We start from the raw sequence: 19,104 nt of genomic DNA, 5'->3' as shown, positions 1-19,104 counted from the left end.
TTTTTAAAATCCTCTTTCATTGTTTATCCTTTGTAGTTTTTGCCCGTTAAAAATTTCATCGGTATTTTTATGCCCATTATTATGTCTGGGATATAAAATCTAGGGTTTCTCGAAGCTGCACGTACAAATAAGACATAAGCGTATCCGTCTTTAAGAGAGACGTTTACGGGGTAGTATTCCTCAGGCATACGAACGCATCTAACTCCGTATTTAACGTCGTAGATATAGCTAGGGGAATAATATTCATCGCTAAAGTTTTTTATTACCAAATAGTCGGTTCTTCCTAAAAAACCGGAAAATTTAAGATTTATGATGGGTTTTAAAGCCTTACCGCTTTTAACGTCGTAAACGTACTCACCCGAGATAATAAAGCCGCTAGGCGAACTACGATGAAATGGCGTCCTAATATCGCCGTCTAGCCGCTTAGGCAGATAAATCTCGCCCTCGCTTGCAAGAGTTATGTCGGTATCTGTGATTTTAAACGTAAAATTGCCTATTTTTAGGTAGTTAAACGCCACGTAAGCGCTCCCGTAAGCGCTAAATTTATCGTCGTCTATCTTTTTCTTAAACGCGAATTTTAAGGTCCCAGCCGCCGCGTCCACTGTATAAACGTAGGCCTCTTTTTTTGACGTATCTAGATAAATCAGATATTTGCTTTCAAAGCTTTGTAGCGGATCTCTGTCTGGGGTTTGACTATTTTTGTTAAAGCCTTTCATCCCTTTTGCTGCGCTAAAAATATAGACGTTACTGTCTTTTTGACAATATACGTATGCCTTGCCGCCGTCTATTAGCGTTATGGTTTTTTCTATGTTATATATAGCCACAGCATCACCTTTCCTAAACGGCAAAATTTCGTCCGATCCCTCAAACGCGATCGGTATTACGCTATGGTTATACGTCCAGAGATTAATGTCGCCTTCAAACAAAAGAGTACTCAAAAGGGCATAATTGTTTTGGCCAGTAGGAACCTGCTGCTCGTTTGCCACGACCGGGGAAGCCTCCATATAATCCCACATCGCAAGGTCGCTCTCGTAAGCAGACGGCATAGCCCCGCTCATAGCTGCAGTTCTTATTTCTTTGCCGGTTTGGTCTAGTTTTTGGTCCACATCCGTCTTTAGCGTCTCGTTTAGCTCTGCGATTTTCTTGCTAGAGTAGGTTTTCGTCTCGCTTTGCGCGCCGTCGTCGATGAAGCCGTCTTTTACGATGTTTTTCATATCTTGTAGTGCTTGCGTAGCTGTTTGTAACTCTGTTTTTGTCTGCTCGGCGGCCTGCTCGCTTTGCCTTGCCGCTTGCGCGCTATTCTGGGCTGCGGCCGCGATAATCGCGAGCGCTTCTTGCGCGCTTTGCTTGGTTTCTTGCGTTTGCGTCTTGATTTGCTCTGCTGCTTGCGCGCTACTCTCGGCCTCGCTTGCGCTTCTTTGGGCCGCTTCTTTTGCCTCGCTAGCCGTTTGCGCGGAAGCTTGCGCTGCCTGCTTTGAGGCGTCCGCGTCTTCTTTGAGAGTCTGCGTAGTTTGCAAATTTTCCTCGACTTCCGCGGCCAGCGTGTTTGTTTCCGTGACGAATTTTGGTAGCGCGCCTACGAACGCATCGGCTCGGTCGTCAAAATTTTGCGGCTCGGCCGTGGTAGGCGGCTGGGGCAACTTAGTTATTTGTTTCATTTTCTCTCCTTTAAATTTAGATTATTCCCTCTACGTTGATACTTAGCGAGCTATACTGCTCTCCCGTGATCTTGATCCTAAAATCGTTGAGAAAGCCAAAGACTAGCAGGCTCTTGAAACCCTTGTCTTTCTCGTCTCCGATAAAAGTCGTAAGCTCTCCGCATAGGTTTTTGAGCGTATCTCTCGTGCGGTCTATTTGCGGGGTAGGCAGCACTACGGCTAGGCTCATATAGTTTGCCGTGCGACCCTTGGCGATAAAGACGTCTCCGTAGGCCGTCTTTTGTTTTCTGCTGTAGTCGTTTACGCCAAATTCGGCTTCAAGCTCTGTATATCCGAGAAACACCCGTTGCCCGGCAGAAAAATGGCCTAAATTTGCCCCCAAACGGTTTGGCGTGATCTCTATCTCAAACTCGCCGAAGTATTTGTCTGCATACAACACCACGTCTTTTTTGTAGTCTTGTCCAAACTCGAAAAAATACTCCCACCAGCTACGGCTTCCGGCATTAAGCAGGCGTTTATGCGCTATTACGGTGCCTGCTTTTCGGATAAAAATTTCGCTGCCGTCGACGTTGAAAAAGCTAAAACAGTTCACGCGCTTTTTGCCCGTATCTATTTTGAATTTCAGCGCCCCGCCGTCTTTCTTTTTGGTCTGCGTTCCGATATACCTATCAAACATCGCTTTTTCGTTGATCGCACCCATGTGGGCGAAATTTGTTATGTCTTTATCCGGCTCGGTTTGAATACCGGTCATCGCCTTTGCAGCCTTGTATTTCTCTCCCTCATATATGATCTCCTCGCCAAGATCGACATTCATACCTTTTGAAAAGGTCCTTAGCGTATCTGAGGGCGCGTTGGTCTCTTTGAGGGTTAGATCTACTTTTTCTACTACCGTCATGCTATGCTCCTTACGTTTACGGCTCCATTGTCTATAGTTTGCCTTGCGTTCATCGTCATCTCTCGTACGTCTCTGCCTATGTTTGCGGCTATTTGCTCCACTCGCTCCAGCCTTTTTGCAAGCGCCTCAAAGGCTCCGCCCATATCTACCTTGATGCCTCTACCGTCAAGCGGAATGACCGCTTCGTCGTAGCCTGCTTCGCCTATGAGCGCGCGCGTAGGACGAGTGACTATACCGCCGTCGGCAAAGGGCTTGTAGCCTCTTTTCTTGCTCCATTCAATGAAGTCTTGTTTTGAGGTGCCGCCCGTAGCGGCTCTTGCCGTAGCTTCTATCTGCGCCCTGAGCTGCTGTTTTGAAAGGCCTTCTAGCTGGGCTTTGCGTTTCCATGCGTCTAGTCCTCCTTGCTCTACACTGCGGCCTAGCACGTCTTTATATATCTCGTTTATGTCGCGGTCTAGGCTTGAGCTTATTATCGCGCCGTTTGCGGTGGTTGCTCCGTTTGCTACGTTTGCGGGCGGCGCGCCTTTGTATTCGGGCGCGGCCTTACCCGCTATAATTGCATCTCTGACGGCTTGCAGGTATGCCACTACGGGGCTATCCTTGCCAAGCAGATCGTGCAGGGCGTGGATTTGGTTTTGGCTATCAAGCTCTAGCGCCTCTTTTTGCTTTTTTAGCGCGTCAAGCTGCTGCGAATAGGTATCGTTTGCGCTATTTAGCAGTTTGTCTAGCTTTTTGATTTGCTCGAGTAAATCTCCCAAATTTACGTCGCCGGCTATGCCCTCTACTTCGTTTGCCAGCTTTAACATTTCGTAGCGGTAGTCTTGATAGGTGGCCGCGTTATCTCGCAGGTTTTGCTCCTGCTTGGATATGGCGCTATTTAGCTCGTCATATGCTTTGGCGTCGTAGTTGCCCGCGCTAAATGCCGCTTTTGCTTTTTGCAGCGCCAGGGCGTAGTTTATGCCGGCTGTTTGATTATCGATGACGTTTTCGCGGATTTTGCTCGCCATAGAGGCTAGCTTTTCTACCGCACTTTTTTGCAAATTTAGGACGGCGAGTTGCTGCTTTTGCGCTTCGAGCGTCTTTCTTGCTTGCTCCGCTAGATCCAGGGCTTTGATTTGTTTGACGATTTCTTCAAGCCCAGTGAGGGACTTCAGCCATACGTCGCGGCCGCCGTTTTGGTTTCTGTGGTTGTTGTACTCGGTTACGGCCTCAAGCAGTTGCTTTCTCATTTCGACGTTGCCGCTACTTAGAAACTCTTGCAACTCACGCGCGCTCATACGGTAGAAATACTCCGCCCAAACCCTAGGATCGTTCGTGTTTCCTAGCTTTGAGACGCGGCTCATTTCATCAGCACCTAAGTCGCCCTCTATGCTTCCTGCTAGAGCGCGAAATTTGGTGTAGATGTTTTGCATGGTAACGACATTCGTGTCGCGACCGACCGCCGCAAAAAAGCCGGCTTGAGTCTGAGCTATACTTTGCGTGAAGCTGATTAGAGCTTTGGTGTACTCGTCTTGCGCCTTTTTCGCCGCCTCGTAAGCCTTGACTAGGCCGTTTAGGCTGTCTACGTTGCTTTTTGTGAAGTCTGACGCTATTGCTTTGCGGTATGCCTGCGCCATTTGCTCCACGCTTAGATCGGCGATACCGCCCATCTGCTTTGGAATGTCAAGCTTAAGCGCTTCGGCTGCGTCCGTAAAGCTCTCAAAGGCTTGGCGCATAGATATTTCAACCTGCTTGATAGGATTTCTTACGCTGAGTAGCTCAAGACTCTTGTAGCTATCCGCGATCGCTCCTAGGCTCTCGCTCATTAGCTCGATTACTTTTTTATTCGCTTTCTTCGCCTGCTCTTCCCAGTCTTTCCACATTCTGGAAAACTCGGGATTATCTACTAGCCTTTGATTTTTGTTTGTTTCGTCTCTGCTCAAATTTAGCAAATCGTCTATTTTTCGAGAGCTTTTTAAGCCAAAGATATTTCCGTCGCTAGCCTTGCCAAACTCGTCCCTCATACCGCGTGCCATATTGTCGATCATGCCCAGGCCTGCTTTGTTCATTGCCTTGCTTACGGCGTCGTCAAGCGGTTTGGTTATGCGGTTGATGATTGAGGATGGGCTAAATTTCATAGCCTTTTCAAATACGCCGCTTATTTTGCCGAGCAAGCCTTTTCGCTTCTTGCCGCCGCTTTCCGTGACCTCTGCCCACATCTGCTCTGCTTGCCCGGTCATTGAGCGAAGTATTGCCTTTGCAAAGCCCTCGTTTGCCAAACTTTCGCCGCTATACTTGCCTGATTTTAGGGTTAGGCTCGCCAAAGCTCCCGCACGGCTAGCCATCCTATCCATAGAGCGAAGCTGTGCGCCGATCTCTCTCATAGAGGTATCGTCTAGGTCGCTCATCTCGGTCCAGCTTTTCTTGCTAAACCAGCCTTTCTTTTGCATATCGACGTATGAACGGATGTTTTGGTTGCTTAGCGCATCGCCCGCCGTGATGTCTTGCAACAGCGAAATACCGCTACCGGTTGCTTTTTTCTTTCCAAACGCTCCGCCTATTAGCGCACCCGCTACCGCGCCTATGACTGCGCCCCAAGGACCCATAGACGATCCCGCTTTCATACCGGCTATCAGACCGCCCGCAGCGCCTCCGAGCGCTCCGCCCGTGCTAGCGTATGTATTTGCCTTAAAAAGCTTGTCTCCCAAATACCCTATGCCGTATCCAAGAGCCGCACCGCCAAACGCAGAGCCTGCCATATACGGAGCAGTGCCGGCACTACTAAACTGCGTAGCCGTTAGAGCGCCTTTTACGCCGGTGCCAAAGCCGTATACGCCTTGGCCGAGTCCTGCGTATCCGTGCATAGAGAGCCAAGATGCCGCGTTTAGCGCCGGCGTGCTGGTAAAGCTAGAGATAAAGCCCGTATAGCCGCTAGTTAGAAGCGAATATGCGCTTTGCAAATTTGAAACCGAGCTAAGCAGGCTAGTCGTGCTTTTATCCAGGGCGTCCGCGCCCCTTAAAATTTGCCCCGTGCTTGATAGCTCAACCGTGGTGCCGCCGATGGTTCCGTCCCAGCCGCCTCTATCGTTTTTGGCTAGTCCTAAATTTGAGGCGATAGAGGCCAAATTTGAGCCGCCACCAAGCAATGCGCCAAAGCCGCCCGAAATGCCTTGCGACAAGACGCGCGCGTATGGGCTAATCATATCGCGCATTAGGTTTGTACCGATGTCTTTGAGGGCTGTTTTAAGCGATTTCGTCTTGCCTATGAAAAAGTTGAAAAAACCGTCATCGACGGTTTTCTGCATGCTTGAGACCGTGTCGGCCCAGCTGTTTTTGATGTCTTTAAACGCCGCTTTTGAGTTTTTGACGTACGGCTCAAGGTATTTTTTCTTTTGAATTTCGAGGTATTTTTTGGCGTCCTCTTCGCTTAGCTCGAGCTTTTTGATTTTTTCTTTGGTCTTCGCGCTTTCTATACTCCACGCTTTTTCGTATTCGCCGATAGCTTCATAGTACTCTTTTTGCGCAGCCTCTTTTTCGTTTAGAAAATCTTTGTACTCCTTGATAGCCTTGTTTGCTTCTTCCGTTTGCAATATATCAAACAGCTTTTGCTTTGCCGCGGCCGCATCTTGTCTACTTACGCCGTTTTTGATCCAATCTCTTTCTTTTTGATTGATGTCGTCGAGTTTTTTCTCATATTCGCTCATACCTACGCGCGCGATCTCGCGATATGCGGAGTTTACGTCACCCAGGCTTTTTACGTCTTGTTTGTTAAATTCGGCTATCTGTTTGGCCGTTTTTTCGCGCATAACTTGCAAAGCCTCGAGCGTATCGAGCCTCTGCTTTTCTTTCTCGGGATCGGTTATAGGATTTTGCAAATTTTTTATGAGGCCGTCGATCTCGGCAAGCTCCGTTTTTAGACGTCCTAGCGTAGTCACGTTTTTGGCTTTTTCGCCGGCTTTATCCAAAGCCGCGCTTAGGCTGTCGATTTTGTTTTGCAGCAAGGAGTCGGTTTTTGCTTCGCCGGGGCCCGCGCCGCCTTTGCCTCTGCCGTTTAGCACGTCCTCGACCTCGCCGTAGGCCGCGCCTAGATCAAGGATGTTGTTTTGAAGTTCGTCTAGCTTGGCTCTGTTTTCGACGAGGGCGTCTTTGCTCATAAAAATGAAGCCGTTTGCGATCTTATCTTGTAGCTTGCCGGCCTCTTTTTTGGTGGCGTCTAGCTCTCTGCGGATCTCGACTAGACGAAATTCAAGCTGATTTTTAGTTAGTTTGCTAAGCTCTTCGCTCGTCGTATTTAGGATCTGGTTTAGCTTCTCGCCGCTAGCCCTTGCTCCGTCCATGCCGTCTTTGAGTGCCATAAACGCTTCAACCGCGCCGAATATCACCGCGGTTGGTAAAAAGCCTTTAAATGCCGCTTTGAGTGCCGTAATACCGGTCCCAAGCGCGGACGTAAGCGTAATAGTAGCTGTTAAGGACGACGAAAAAATCGCCATAGCAGCTCTTGATATACCAAGCACGGCGTTAAAAGCCGCCGTACCTATTTTGGCTGCAACAAATGCTCCCGCAAGCAGGCCTAAATGCTTTGCTGCCTCGGTTATATACCCCGCCCACTCTATGATCGTAGCTTTGTTTTCTTTTACGAAATTTGAAAAAGAGGCGATGCCAGTAGTAAGTACGTCAAACATAGGCTTAGTTAGCTCCCTAGTGAGCTCGGTGAGTTCATTTTTAAGAGAGCCGAGCGCTACTTCGTAGCCCTTAGCCGCCTCGGCGCTAAGCTCTTTATATTTGGCTAGCTTTTCTATGATTACGTCGTAGACCTTGCCCTCAGAGCTCGCCTTTTTTAACTCTTCATTTGTGAGGCCCACTATCTTCATAAATGAGCCCATCTCGGAAGCTGCTACCACCGTGCCCGTAGCTAGGCTATCCATCATAGGAGTTAGATCGCTTAGATTTTTGCCTACTGCCTGGGCTGCTAGAGCTATGCTATCCATGGCCTGCACGGCTTTGTTTCTGCTGCCTTGACCTGCAGAGGTAGCATAAAACATGTTAAAGGCGCCGGTGATCTCTTCAAGCGTAAATTTAGTCTTGGCGTTGGTTTCGTTGAGCTTTTTTAGTATTCCCTCGCTCTCTTTCATGCTCATATTCCATTTGGTATGAGCGTCGAGGGTTTTGCCCATCATACTTACGTTTGAGGAGTTTGCGGCGATTAGGCCGGTTAGTTGAATTTTAAGGTTTTCAAAGCTTCGGTTTGCTTCGATGCCCGAGGCTGCAAGCTCTTTGACGCCAACGGCTAGGGCTCCTATACTAGCTACCGACGCAGCTATCTTTCCAAAAGAGCTACGTAAGGCGTTTGCGATAGTGTCGGTGTTATTTAGGCTGCGCCCTAGGGCGTTTACGTCCTCTCTGGCCGCTCTTAGGTTGTGCGTATCGCCGTTTATGCTTATGGTGATATTTACGTCGTTATTTCTAGACATAGTTGGCTACTTTATGGTAAAATATATATAGAAAAACGAAAGGAGCTAAAATGCTAGGTTTAGTAAAATACGCTTTGCTAGGTTGCTTGATAGCGCTTACGGGAGCCGGGGTTGTTTTATTTATTATTACCGATTTTAGCGGCTTTGTAGGCTTTCTTAAAATTTGCGCGGCATATATCGCGGTATATTGCGTAGCGGGAGTGATTTTAGGCATTAAGCAGGGTCTAAACGACGCAAAAAAAGCTAAAAATTTATCTTTATAAGTCATCTTTACTCCCGTCATTCCTTCTTATTTAAAATCCTATTAAACGCCTTTGAAATTTCAAACATCCACAAAAAATCTATTTTAAAGCGCTTACAAAAAGCCTTTAAAACGATTACCTCGCATTCAAAATATCCGCCGTTAAAGTCTCGCTTTACTATGCTTGCCGTTTGAAGCCCGCGAAGCATAAGCGCTTCATAATCATCAAGCCCGAAATCGTCCGGGCTCATTTTATTTTCGACGCAGGCAAGCAGCCTCTCTACTTTTTTGAGCGCTCTGCCTCGATAGCCGTATCAATGGCGCTCATAACCGATAGATAGCTTAGACCTTTGTCTTCGATTTCGGCCTTAAATTTCTCCAAGTCCTCTCCGCCAAGAGTAAGATCAAGCCTCTTCTTTGCCATAACATCAAGATCTATCGAGGCGCTAGCTAGCTCTTTTTGCTCCGCTCTCTTTGCGTCTATCTGCTCAATCAGTGCAAGCACTTCTTGCAGTGTTTTGGCTTTTTTGTCGCCGCTTTGGGTAGAGGCTATACCGTTTTTGATCTCCTTTTTCTCTTCAAGCGAAGCTATCTCGCTTTTGAGCGCGTCGCTAGCGTCTATTTGCTTTTTGAGCTCGGCAAATTCTCCTACTAGGTCTCTTGCCTCGCTCTTTTTTAGTTCTCTGTACTCGAGTTTGAATTTGTTTTCGTCGATGTTTATCTCAAACGGAAATTTGGTCTTCATTGTTTTTTCCTTTTTTTATTTTTACTTCGCAGGCGAACTAAGCCTGCCTTTGCGACTACTCGCCGTCCATAAAGCTAAATAGATTTTCGCCCGGAGCCTTTAGCACTTTACCTTTTAGGCTTAGCTTGGCAAAATCGGTCCCGCTTACGCTCACGTCGCCCTCAAAGCTGAGATTAACTAGCGGGATGACTAAAATTTGAGCCTTGTTTGTAGCTAGGTTTTTGCCCTCTATGATGATTTTGCCGAGTGAATTTGCGAGTTTTTGCGGCGCGATTCTTTTGAACTTTGCCGGGTAAACCTTTGGCGCACACTTATCTATCGTGAAGCTGCCCGCCGCCATGTTTTCCGTAGCGGTGTAGATCTTGCCATCTTTTAGCACCGGATCGCCGATTCGTATTTGTTCGGTGTCGGCTTTGATGGTTTTTTCGTTGAAAAATTTGCCGGCTGCGGCGTATGTCACGTCCTCTACTACGCCTTTGAAGCAAAGCGCCAAATTTGCGATATTTATATCGCCGATTTCGGTGCTGAAGTTGTACTCCGCTTTCGTTTCAAGCTCCATCACCGTCTCTCCCAGGCTCTCGTCATTTGAGAGTAGCTCTTTTTTCTCGATGGTTCTGTTTAGGCTCACGCTTTGTTGGTAGCCCAGCGTGATGCTCTCGCTTGCGCCTTGAGGCGCGAAACTCACCGTTGCCACAGCAAGTCTTGCCACTTTTTCTTGTGCCATTTTTGTCTCCTTTTTTTAAATTTCGTCTAATTCGAGCGGTATTTGGATTTTGAGTACTACTCTGGCTATATATAGAGTATTGCTTACAAACGCCGTTTTTACGCTCGATAGTATTTTTTGCGGAGCGTTAGCCGCTCCAAACTGAAACACCGCAAGCCTTAGTTCGTCGAGCTTTTCAAGTAAGCCGTCTTTGTCCGCATTTAAAGAATGTCTAGCTACGGCAATGCTAAATATCGCCGTATCGGCTAGATCATCATTGCTCTCTAGCCCGTCAAACACGAGATAGTCGCCAGCCTGATCTATTGCCTCGTACCCGCAAATCTCTATTAGGTCAAAGCGCTCTTTTAGGCTTTGTGCCGTTTTGTTTAGGTTTTGCATCACACGACCTCGTAAATTAAGCCGTCCGGCTTACTTTGCCCGGAAAGCGGCGAGTTCTTGATCTCGTTTAGTGCGTTTTTTAGCATTATTACGTCCTCTTCTTTTAGCTCGATTTTTAGGTATATTTTTAGCCTGATCATCGAAAAATCCATAACCGCCCAGCTTTTGACCTCTTTGCCCGCACACTCTTCTTGCGCCTCTTTGGTTACGACGTCTACGGCCTCTGGCGTTACTTCGTTAGGGTTTTTAAGGACGCTTTTTGCTCTTTTGGTTAGAGCGTCCTTAAATGCGGCGTCAAAGACCATCTTAGATGCCGTCTCCGTCGCTATCTGCGTCGTTTTCCTCGGAAAGTACGGCCCATTTACCGACGGCTAGCTGATAGTCGTTGTAGACCTCGAATTTATATTTGAGGCAGCTCTCTTCCACGTCGTACCATCGAGTCCTTCTTATGTCAAGTCCTACGCTCATGATGAGATTTTTTAGAGGCGTCATTAAAAATTTACCCTTAGGTACGAAACTGGCTACCTCAAGCGGTACGCCAAGGATATGGTTCGCGCCGGAGTTGAGCAGTATCGAAAGTCCGCCGCTTCTGCCGCCGATTTCTTGCTGGTAGGCAAGATAGTCGCTTTGAGAAATGAGAATCACGCTTTGGGTGAGCACGTCTTCGTTTGAAGCCTTGACAACCGCGGTAAGCTTGTCGATCATTTTGCTAGCTTTTTTATGCTCCAGCTTGACTACGTCCGAATTTTCTTTTGCAAGCGTAAACCAGCCTTTATTGAGATTTTTAAACGCATCGCCCGCATAGTCGTCTTTTTCGCCTATCATGCCGAGGTTTTGAAGATCGTTTGAAAATGCCTCATCAAACCCGTTGAACGTTTCGGCCTCAAATTTCGGATTATCGGCGTTATCTTCAAGCGTGTCTTGGGTTATGCCAGCCCATAGTTGCACGACTTTATTATCAAGTTTTACCGAGCTTACGCTAAGCTTTTCTCTTTGGGCGCTTGTGGGTTTGTTGCCAGGACTAACCCGCACCAAAATTCCGCTAGCCAGATTCCAAATATCAAAGGTTTTTTGAAGCTTTTTGGTCTTATCTATGGTGATTTTTTGCAAAAACTGATTTTTTGCAACGATCGTAGAGATCATTTTTCTAGATTGTTCCGGGGTTAAATGTCCGTCGGCGTACATATCCGCCGCACTCATATTCCCCCTTGCTTTTGCGATGTCTTGCAGTCTTTTCATAGTACCCCCTCTATCTCGTCTGTTTTAGTTACGTCTTCGTTTTGTTTGCTGGATTTTGCGACCTTTTCGAGCTCGTCGATACGTTTCTCAAGCGCGCTTAGGCTCTCATCCATCTTTTTAAGCCCCTCTTCAAGCGCTTTTTTTATCTGTGCGTCTTGATTTGGGACGTCGTTTTTATTCATGTTTTCTCCTTTTTGGTTTGTAAATTTTTCAAATAGAGCATTAAAGCCTTTGGTTATGGCGTCGGCGATACCGTTTTTCGATTCGCTTTTTTCCATATCCTCGCGCACTCCGGTTCCGGCCATTGAAAGACCTGCTATCTCGCCTTTTTTGACGGCATCTTTTAGCTCCTCACTCTCAAGCTTGATGGCTACCGCCCAGCTTCCCTCTTTTTCGCTTGGAAAAAGTGCGTCGCCCTTGCGCAGTATCCAGCTTTCGGCAACGTATGCGCCGTCGGGCTTGAAATTGTGATCTCGGTCTACGTTGCCGCCGTTTAGCCCCTTCATAAACGCGTATGCCGCCTTTTCGATCTCGGCCGCGTCGGCAAAATCGCCCTGCGTGTCTACTTCGCCCGGCGAATAGACGATGCCGTACACGATACCTTTCTCGTCGTCTCGCTTAGCGAATACGACGTCTTTTTCATAGTTCGTTTGCGCATCTGAGCTTTTATAGATGATGTTCTTTTTATTAGCTCCGGCTTTTACAAGCGAAATATGAGTGATGTTTAAATTTTTTAGCCTCTTGCTCATCGCCTCTCCTTGTCGTGGTTTGATACGGCAATTTTATGGATTTTTAAAAAAAGTTATTTTGCCGATGCCCGCTATATAGTATTTGAAGCAAAAATATTCTTTGTAAAATTACGAAAAACACAAAAAGAGGAAAAATGAACGAATATGTTTTTAAATCAAGCGTGGATAGTACGCAAGTAGCTAACGACGAAGAAAGCGGCGGGCTAATAGAGCCTTTTATAAGTTTTGAAAATCTGCTTGCGCTTCACTACGCAAACGTATATCATCGCCGGGCGATCAAGATCAAGGCCGGACTGCTTAGTCAAATAGAGATAGAGGAGAGCGAGATAGCTAAATTTCTACCGCCTGGCGTTTCGGCAAAGTCCTTTTTGTTCGAGTTTTGCTACAACCTTGAGCTTTACGGCAATGCTCCGGTAGAAAAAGCCGGCACCGCAAGCAGGTACTATCTATATAACATCCCCGCCGTCGAATGGCGCACGAATTTAGCCAGAGAGATGTTTCAGCTAAGCAAAACAGGCCAAAAACAAAAGCTGGACGGTTATTATCTCAAATACTACTCCCCAAGCTCTAGATTTTACGGGGAGCCCGATTATCTTGCTACAATGCTTGGGATTTTAACAAACAAAGAGGCCGACAACTACAACTATGCCTTTTTTCAAAACGGCGCCAGGCCCGATCTTGCCATAGTGCACGAAAACAACGAACCTAGCCAGCAGCAGATCGAAACTTATAAGAGCTTTTTTAGCTCAAACTTTAAAGGTAGCGGTAACGCTCACAAGACGCTACTAGCCTACACGGGCGGCGGAGTCGGCGATAAAGAGGGAAAAATCAGATTTGAGAAGCTCAAAAAAGTGACTAGAGACGAGATAGCCGCCGCCCACGGTATACCGCCTAGGCTTCTTGGCATTATGGATGCGGGCGGACTTGGCGGAGGCGGCGAGCTAATCGGACAACTTCAACAATTCAACGAGATAGAGATCAAGCCTAAAATAGAGCTTATCGAGGGCTTTTTTGAGAGCGTAGGCATTAAAGTAGTGTTAAAGGCCGTAGACGTCACGAATTTCAAGGACGACGGCGCGATAGTGACCGAGCTTGTAGGCAGAGGCATTATAACCGTAGATGAGGCAAGAAGTATTTTAGGGTGGCAAAAGAATTTATAAACACCCCTTTAAACGCTTTTAAAAGGCGTTTAAAAACGTTTAAAAGGCTTTAGCCTAACCCAGAGTATTAAAAACAATTTTAAAGGGCTTAAAATGGCTTATACGAAAGAATTTAAAGAAGAGTGTATAAATTTGCTAGCTAGCGGAGTAAGCTCCGTTTTGGTGGCGCAGCAGATGAACGTATCGCGCCCTACGCTAACCAAGTGGGCAAATGAAGCAAAAAAGTATGAAGCGAGCATAGAAAACGCCATAAATTCTTTGCACGGAAAAATCGAGGCGCTAAGCTCAAAGCAAGATATAACTAGCGAAGAGACGGCGATGCTAGCCGATCTCGTGGTAGCTCTAAATAAGCTAACGGGCGAAGATAAAAAGAAAAAAGAGGCCAAGGCCTACGTGCGTCCGCCCGTAAATTTAGACAAGGCGGCAAGCGAGCTAAGACAAAGCATATTAAAAGAGGGCGGATTATTCGACTATCAGGCTAAATTTATGAGCTCCGACGCTCAGTTTAGGATAGTGTTAAAATCTCGTCAAATCGGCTTTAGCTATGTTGCTGCCGCAGATGCTTTGGTAGGAGCCGTAGGCGGCCGCAATCAGCTGTTTTTATCCGCATCTGAAGAGCAGGCCCTGATCCTTATGCGGTATATGCGTTTTTGGGCGCAAAAATTCGGCATACCTCTTGCCAAGGATAGCGAGACGGAGATTACCCTTGAAAACGGTGCGATTATCAAGGCTCTAGCACACAACTTTCGTACGGTGCAAGGCTTTACGGGCGATATTTGGATGGACGAGTTTGCATGGTATCCAAACCCGAAAAAGATTTGGCACGCCTTTGTGCCTAGCATAGGTGCAGTCAAAGGACGCCTAACGATACTGTCTACTCCGTTTGAAGAGCGCTCGCTATTTCACGAGCTATTTACGGATGAGCCAAAATACAAAATGTTTGAGCGTTTTAGGGTTAGCATTTACGACGCGATGGCCGACGGGCTGGAGTTTGACCTTGAGACCATGCGAGCGCTATTTGATGCCGATACTTGGGCTAGCGCTTACGAGTGCGTATTTATCGACGACGAAAATAGCCTGCTTTCGATTAGTCTTATTAAGTCTTGCGTAGATAGTAAATTCGGGTACTACCAGCCTACGAGCGACACTCCGCTTCTTTGCGGCTACGATATAGGCCGCGTAAACGACCGCTCGAGCCTTGCTTGCGTCAAAAGCGTAGAAAATGCCTATGAGGTAGCGATGATGGAGATCTACGCAAAAGCCAAATTTAAAGAGCAAGAGGACGTCTTAAGCGCCCATATGCGCACCTATCCGCTTGCCGTACTCAATATCGACAAGACCGGTATCGGGTTAAATTTGGCCGAAACTATGCATACGAAATTCAAAAGCAGAGTAAGCGGCGTGTATTTTACCGCTCCCGCCAAGGAAGAAATGGCGCTAAATTTGAAAAAGCTATTTGAGGACAAGCGTATCAAGATACCAAACGATCCGCTGCTTATCGCCGATCTTCACGCGATTAAACGCATGGCCGGAGTAAAAAGCTTCAAATACGACGCAAAAAGAAATGAATACGGACACGCCGATAGGTTTTGGGCATTGGCCCTAGCGTGCAGAAACATTCAAGCGGTTGTCAAACGAAAGGGCGGAGGGGCGATTATAATATAATCCAAGCGAAGCCGAGCGGCTCCGCTCTTAGCGAAATTTAGCGCGCGGCGCCTCTTTTCGGAACGTATTTTGATTATATCTTTTTTGATTAAATTTTAGCGTTCTTTGTGTTTTTTCTTAGCTTTTCTAAAATCCCAAGGGGCTTGCGGATCTTTTTGCAGCCAAAGTCCGGCTTTATTTTTTATGGCCTTTAATTGCTGCGCAGTATAAATTTTCGAGTATTTGACGAAAGCCCAAGCGTAGCCATCTTCTACCATTTTAGCATTTATATCCGTGCTACCTAGATAGATCGTGCCTAAAACCCTACCGTATCTATCTTGACCGCCGCTTTTTACTTCCACGATCTTGCCCGCTATTAGACTTGATAGATACTGTTTTGAAGCTTTGCCGAAGTCTTGCTTGGTTTCTGGCGCATCTATGCCGTATAGCCTTACTTTTACGCTCTCTTTGTTTTGCGTTAGCACGGTTATCGTGTCGCCGTCGCTTACTTTGACGACTTTGGCGGAAAAGCCAAAAAGTAGACCAAACGCTAGAAAAAGAGCCGCGATAATCTTCAAATTTAGCTCCTACGCAAAGAGGCTCTTATATCTCTTGCTACCTCTTCGCCGATCTTTTGGGCTAGCGAGCGCTTAGCCGCCGCGAAGTCTTGCGAGTCAAAAAAGTCCTCTGCGGCATTTAGAAGATACGGATTTGCTTTCGTGCCCGGGTGGTTTACCTTCTTACCGAACATCTGTCCCGTTTTTACGTTTGCCAAGGCTTTCATTCTTTTGGGCTTTATGACGTGGGGAGCGGTACCGTCGTGAACGAATTTTGCATACGGAGCTAGCCTCGTGTTTCCTATCTCTATTTCAAGGTTTTCGATACGGTCGTCAAATACTTGAATATCTTTTTTGAGGTTGCCCGTTTTTATAGGAGCGGTATATTTAGCCTTTAAAACTATGCCCGAGCCTATACGAAAAAGGAAGTTTTTTAAATGTCTTTTAAAGTTCATTCTAAAAGCCTTTTAAATTCTTTTTTATTTCCAAAAACGCCTCATATATGGTGCAAGTTTTGCTCCACTCATTTATAGTTTTGCCACCGTCCTGCGCGTCATATATAAAATCGCACTCGCATACTTCAGCGGTTAGCGGCTCGTCCTTTAGAAGCCTCAAGGTTTCATCGTCTAGAACGATGTCAAACATATAAGCTATCTTGCCTTCGTCGTCGGCTACTTGGGCGGGAAAAACAAGCCCTTTATTTTTAAATTTAAAGTATTTTCGGGATCGCTCCTTGTCAAAGCCCTTAAGCTCTATAAACCATTCATAGTTTCGGTAAATTTCAATATTTAGTTTTCTCATATCGTCCACCACTTTTCTTTTATGATCTGAGCGTTTTTAGCATGTCGTTTAAAATACTTTTTGGCGCTATCGTTTGGGTTATTTTTACTTGGATCAAACGATGTTATTATACCGTCATTTGAAAAAATAGTTATCATTCCGTTTGAGCTTACGGCTATCAGCCTATTGGTCTCGTCTTTGTTTTGGGCGATAGCTTCGATAGAATTTAACGCTTTTACTATGTTTTGCGGGGTGCTTTCGCGATGCTTCTTTTGCACGTGTGTATTATTGGCGCTCCATACTCTTTCCACCCCCGTTTTGTCTATGTGTCTTAGGACTTCATCTTTGCCCGGCTCCTGCGTAGCTTTCATCTTAACGCCCTCGATCTCGTATTCGTCTACCCAAACCGGTACTACTTCGGTGCGGCAGCGGAAATGATATGGCGGAAGTCCAAAGTTTGCATCCATCTTGTCGCTTCTGCCAAGATAAGGCTCGTTTCGCCACGTAGCGGCCGCTTTTTTAGCAGCCATGCTCTTTGCTGCAGTGATAGCGTTTGCTTGCCTTTCTAGATGCTCTGCGGGGATCACTCGCCCGTTCATAGAGCGGCATATGTCCGAGGTCTTAGAGTCCATTATGGCTACAACTTTATAAAAAGGCGCATCGTATTTTCTGGCTTGATTTACTCTTGCTATGTTTTGGCTTTGAGAGATGATGTGATCACTCACTCCCTCAAAATAGCTCATATCCATTTTTAGCTCGTTTGAGAATTCCTCTTTTAGTTTGGCAGCCATCTGGGCGCGCGGGATCTCGCCCTCAAAGACTTTTTGAGTTATATCCATTAGTCTTGATTGAAATTTATCGTTAAATTCGCTCCTCATCCAGTAGAAGTTGTTGCGCATAGACTCGATAGCTTGCATATCTATCCTATCAAAGGCTATGCCGATGCTTACGCCTTGCAAGGATAGTTTTTTGTAGGTCTCTTCTAAATTTAGAGGATTTACGTTTATGCCTAGGGCTGAAATTTTAGAATCTACGAGCTGCTTTAGTGTATCTTTATCCATATCGTAGTTTTCATTGATGAAGATGAGGAGATTGGCAAGCTGCTCTTCTAGCTGCTTGCCGGCTAGCTTTGAATGCTGTCTTATAAATTCGTCGATAATCTCTTCAGGGGTCTTGCTTTTGTCGGCTTTAGACTTCAGCAGATGATATAGCAGCGTGTCTCTATTCATCGAACAAGCTCCTCATTTCGCCTTTTTTGGCGGTATCTTTAGCGTATATCTTCCAGTATTCGTCAAAAAACACAGCCTCTATGGTAGGAAAGCTTTTGCCGCATTTTTCGCACATGCGGTAGCGTTTATTCTGCAAGCTTTTTATAGTCGTCATTACCCTTGTTTTTTCGTTTCCGCAGTACGGACAAAACACGCCAGAACCTCCCAAAATTTATATTTCTAGGCCGATTTTAGCGCATATTTTAAAATTTTCCCAGTATATCAGCCCTGAGCCTTGGCTCTCTTTGTTTTGATTACGGCCTCAAGCCCCGTGATTATCTTGTTCGCTCGTTTTTTATCAAGCGCGTATAGCTTAGGCACTAGACAGCCCGTTTGCCTATAAAAAAATCTAAGCCTCGCAGGCTCGTCCCAGCCTAGCTCGTTTATCAAAATTTCTATTTTTTTGATCTGTTTTTGCGTAATTTTATCAGGCTTTGCTAGGTTTCGTCCCGCAAAGTCCGGCGTAAAATTTAGCCTATCCTCGCACTTGCCGCGCAAGATATTTACGGCCGTGTTTAGCTCGTTTATGCTTAGCTCCTTGCTGCTTTTTACGCCAAATCGTAGCTCTAGCCAGTCTTGCCACGCCTCGTTGCGCTTTATTTCTTTATATAGCGGATCCGTATGTATGATCGTTAGAAGCTGCTTTCTATAGAGGTCTTGGTTTTTGGTCATTTTATTCCTCGCCGCAAAAATAAATCTTTGCTATCTTAAACTTTTCGTCGCTTAGTCCGTCTAAAATTTGCCTAAATCTGTGCTCGTCGGTTTCGTTGAGCAACTCGGTCAAAAGATCGGTCCTAGCAGCTTCCTCGGTCTGCCATGCGGCTTTGCGGTATTGCGCCAAAGATCTAAACACGTCGCGGCCGCCGTAGTACTCCACGGCTTCGTCCACGTGGACGTCTAGGCTACGAAGCGCTTGCGCCGCGGTTTTGTAGAATCTGTGATATTTCATCTCACGCCCCCAGTTTAAATAGTTTATATTTGGCTTTTTGAACCCGCCTAAATACCATCTTTATAACATTCACGCTCATAGCGTTGCCCGCTTGTTTATATGCCTGCGTATCGCTCACTACGATTTTGAAACTCTCGGGAAATCCTTGCAGGCGCAAACATTCGCGCGGAGTAAGTTTTCGTATGCGCTCGGCTTTTAAAAGATTGTTTCGCTCAAAGCCGCTCGAGCTTATCGTAGGGCATGTCTCCAACTCGTATCCTTGATTAAAACCTCTTGCCTTTTGCAATATCTTTGGCATATGTCCGCCGCCCGTTGCGGTAGTCAGCGTCGGAGCTATTCCGCAGGTATCATATACGCGCCTTATGCTCTCGTTTCCTTTTGCGTCAAGCTCGCCGGCGACCTTGATAAAAGTGTCCGTCCTGCGGTGTCCTGGATTCGTTGTTATAGTGGTCGCGATACCTTCATTTCCGCTTCTAGTCTCAAATTTGCCGTTAAATTTTGGATGTTTGCTCTGGAAATACGCAAGGGCCTTGTCGCTAAGAAAATATTTTTCATTGACATCTCGATCGATATAGTCCGATAATTTGCCGCAATCCGTTTTGGGAGCCAACGTAAAGGCGTGATACTCGTCCGAGTTTAAAAACCCTACGATATACAGCCGCTCTCT

The 19,104-nt window shown here is 46.3% G+C and carries 21 protein-coding genes; 3 read left to right on the top strand and 18 right to left on the bottom strand.

The features are described from left to right. Window positions 1-23 precede the first annotated feature (23 nt). Genes Q0546_RS11660 through Q0546_RS11650 form a run of 3 tightly spaced genes read right to left on the bottom strand, consistent with a single transcriptional unit; the run spans window position 24 to window position 8,003 of the window. Window positions 24-1,658, bottom strand: coding sequence for a hypothetical protein (locus Q0546_RS11660; protein ID WP_298793234.1), 1,635 nt, complete (start codon window positions 1,656-1,658; stop codon window positions 24-26). 16 nt (window positions 1,659-1,674) lie between these two features. Further along, complete coding sequence (locus tag Q0546_RS11655) at window positions 1,675-2,553, bottom strand: hypothetical protein (RefSeq protein WP_298793232.1); 879 nt, start codon at window positions 2,551-2,553, stop codon at window positions 1,675-1,677. After that, window positions 2,550-8,003, bottom strand: coding sequence for a hypothetical protein (locus tag Q0546_RS11650; protein WP_298793230.1), 5,454 nt, complete (start codon window positions 8,001-8,003; stop codon window positions 2,550-2,552). The genes Q0546_RS11655 and Q0546_RS11650 overlap by 4 nt, the downstream gene beginning before the upstream one ends. A gap of 50 nt (window positions 8,004-8,053) precedes the next feature. Here Q0546_RS11650 and Q0546_RS11645 point away from each other — a divergent pair, with 50 nt between their 5' ends. Then, window positions 8,054-8,266 carry a hypothetical protein gene (locus tag Q0546_RS11645; protein WP_298793228.1) on the top strand — a complete coding sequence of 71 codons (213 nt, stop codon included), beginning with the start codon at window positions 8,054-8,056 and terminating at the stop codon, window positions 8,264-8,266. Window positions 8,267-8,282: 16 nt separating this feature from the next. Here Q0546_RS11645 and Q0546_RS11640 read toward each other — a convergent pair whose 3' ends face one another. From Q0546_RS11640 to Q0546_RS11610, 7 genes are read right to left on the bottom strand one after another with little or no spacing between them, the layout of a single operon-like run. Next, complete coding sequence (locus Q0546_RS11640) at window positions 8,283-8,495, bottom strand: hypothetical protein (RefSeq protein ID WP_298793227.1); 213 nt, start codon at window positions 8,493-8,495, stop codon at window positions 8,283-8,285. Window positions 8,496-8,524: 29 nt separating this feature from the next. Beyond that, window positions 8,525-8,989, bottom strand: a complete 465-nt coding sequence (locus Q0546_RS11635; protein ID WP_298793225.1) for a hypothetical protein — start codon at window positions 8,987-8,989, stop codon at window positions 8,525-8,527. A gap of 55 nt (window positions 8,990-9,044) precedes the next feature. Next, window positions 9,045-9,713, bottom strand: a complete 669-nt coding sequence (locus tag Q0546_RS11630) for a hypothetical protein (protein WP_298793223.1) — start codon at window positions 9,711-9,713, stop codon at window positions 9,045-9,047. 15 nt (window positions 9,714-9,728) lie between these two features. Continuing rightward, entirely contained in the window at window positions 9,729-10,091 is a 363-nt protein-coding gene (locus tag Q0546_RS11625; RefSeq protein WP_298793222.1) for a hypothetical protein, read from the bottom strand. Then, window positions 10,091-10,396 carry a hypothetical protein gene (locus tag Q0546_RS11620; protein WP_298793220.1) on the bottom strand — a complete coding sequence of 102 codons (306 nt, stop codon included), beginning with the start codon at window positions 10,394-10,396 and terminating at the stop codon, window positions 10,091-10,093. The genes Q0546_RS11625 and Q0546_RS11620 overlap by 1 nt, the downstream gene beginning before the upstream one ends. A gap of 1 nt (window position 10,397) precedes the next feature. Then, window positions 10,398-11,330, bottom strand: coding sequence for a phage capsid protein (locus tag Q0546_RS11615; RefSeq protein ID WP_298793218.1), 933 nt, complete (start codon window positions 11,328-11,330; stop codon window positions 10,398-10,400). Beyond that, window positions 11,327-12,079 carry an XkdF-like putative serine protease domain-containing protein gene (locus Q0546_RS11610; RefSeq protein WP_298793217.1) on the bottom strand — a complete coding sequence of 251 codons (753 nt, stop codon included), beginning with the start codon at window positions 12,077-12,079 and terminating at the stop codon, window positions 11,327-11,329. The genes Q0546_RS11615 and Q0546_RS11610 overlap by 4 nt, the downstream gene beginning before the upstream one ends. A 134-nt stretch (window positions 12,080-12,213) precedes the next feature. Here Q0546_RS11610 and Q0546_RS11605 point away from each other — a divergent pair, with 134 nt between their 5' ends. After that, entirely contained in the window at window positions 12,214-13,239 is a 1,026-nt protein-coding gene (locus Q0546_RS11605; protein ID WP_298793215.1) for a phage portal protein, read from the top strand. Between the two features lie 93 nt (window positions 13,240-13,332). Further along, window positions 13,333-14,904, top strand: a complete 1,572-nt coding sequence (locus Q0546_RS11600) for a terminase family protein (protein ID WP_298793214.1) — start codon at window positions 13,333-13,335, stop codon at window positions 14,902-14,904. A gap of 95 nt (window positions 14,905-14,999) precedes the next feature. Here Q0546_RS11600 and Q0546_RS11595 read toward each other — a convergent pair whose 3' ends face one another. The 8 genes from Q0546_RS11595 to Q0546_RS11560 form a co-directional block, all read right to left on the bottom strand. Continuing rightward, complete coding sequence (locus Q0546_RS11595; RefSeq protein WP_298793212.1) at window positions 15,000-15,461, bottom strand: thermonuclease family protein; 462 nt, start codon at window positions 15,459-15,461, stop codon at window positions 15,000-15,002. 2 nt (window positions 15,462-15,463) lie between these two features. Beyond that, a complete protein-coding gene (locus tag Q0546_RS11590) occupies window positions 15,464-15,895 on the bottom strand; it encodes an HK97 gp10 family phage protein (RefSeq protein ID WP_298793210.1) in 432 nt (143 codons plus the stop codon). Between the two features lies 1 nt (window position 15,896). Further along, window positions 15,897-16,250 (bottom strand): hypothetical protein, encoded by a 354-nt coding sequence (locus Q0546_RS11585; RefSeq protein WP_298793208.1) that lies wholly within the window; start codon window positions 16,248-16,250, stop codon window positions 15,897-15,899. Then, complete coding sequence (locus Q0546_RS11580; protein WP_298793206.1) at window positions 16,238-17,449, bottom strand: hypothetical protein; 1,212 nt, start codon at window positions 17,447-17,449, stop codon at window positions 16,238-16,240. Before Q0546_RS11580 ends, Q0546_RS11585 begins: the two co-directional genes overlap by 13 nt. Beyond that, window positions 17,442-17,603 (bottom strand): hypothetical protein, encoded by a 162-nt coding sequence (locus Q0546_RS11575; protein WP_298793204.1) that lies wholly within the window; start codon window positions 17,601-17,603, stop codon window positions 17,442-17,444. Before Q0546_RS11575 ends, Q0546_RS11580 begins: the two co-directional genes overlap by 8 nt. Window positions 17,604-17,710: 107 nt before the next feature. Then, a complete protein-coding gene (locus tag Q0546_RS11570; RefSeq protein WP_298793202.1) occupies window positions 17,711-18,160 on the bottom strand; it encodes a phage protein GemA/Gp16 family protein in 450 nt (149 codons plus the stop codon). Between the two features lies 1 nt (window position 18,161). Next, a complete protein-coding gene (locus Q0546_RS11565) occupies window positions 18,162-18,437 on the bottom strand; it encodes a hypothetical protein (protein ID WP_298793200.1) in 276 nt (91 codons plus the stop codon). Window position 18,438: 1 nt separating this feature from the next. Then, on the bottom strand, window positions 18,439-19,104 hold a 666-nt coding region (locus tag Q0546_RS11560), incomplete at its 5' end, for a DNA cytosine methyltransferase (RefSeq protein ID WP_298793197.1).

The sequence above is a fragment of the uncultured Campylobacter sp. genome, assembly GCF_937997465.1.
GTDB lineage: Bacteria > Campylobacterota > Campylobacteria > Campylobacterales > Campylobacteraceae > Campylobacter_A.
This window is presented reverse-complemented; position numbering and strand designations above follow the sequence as displayed.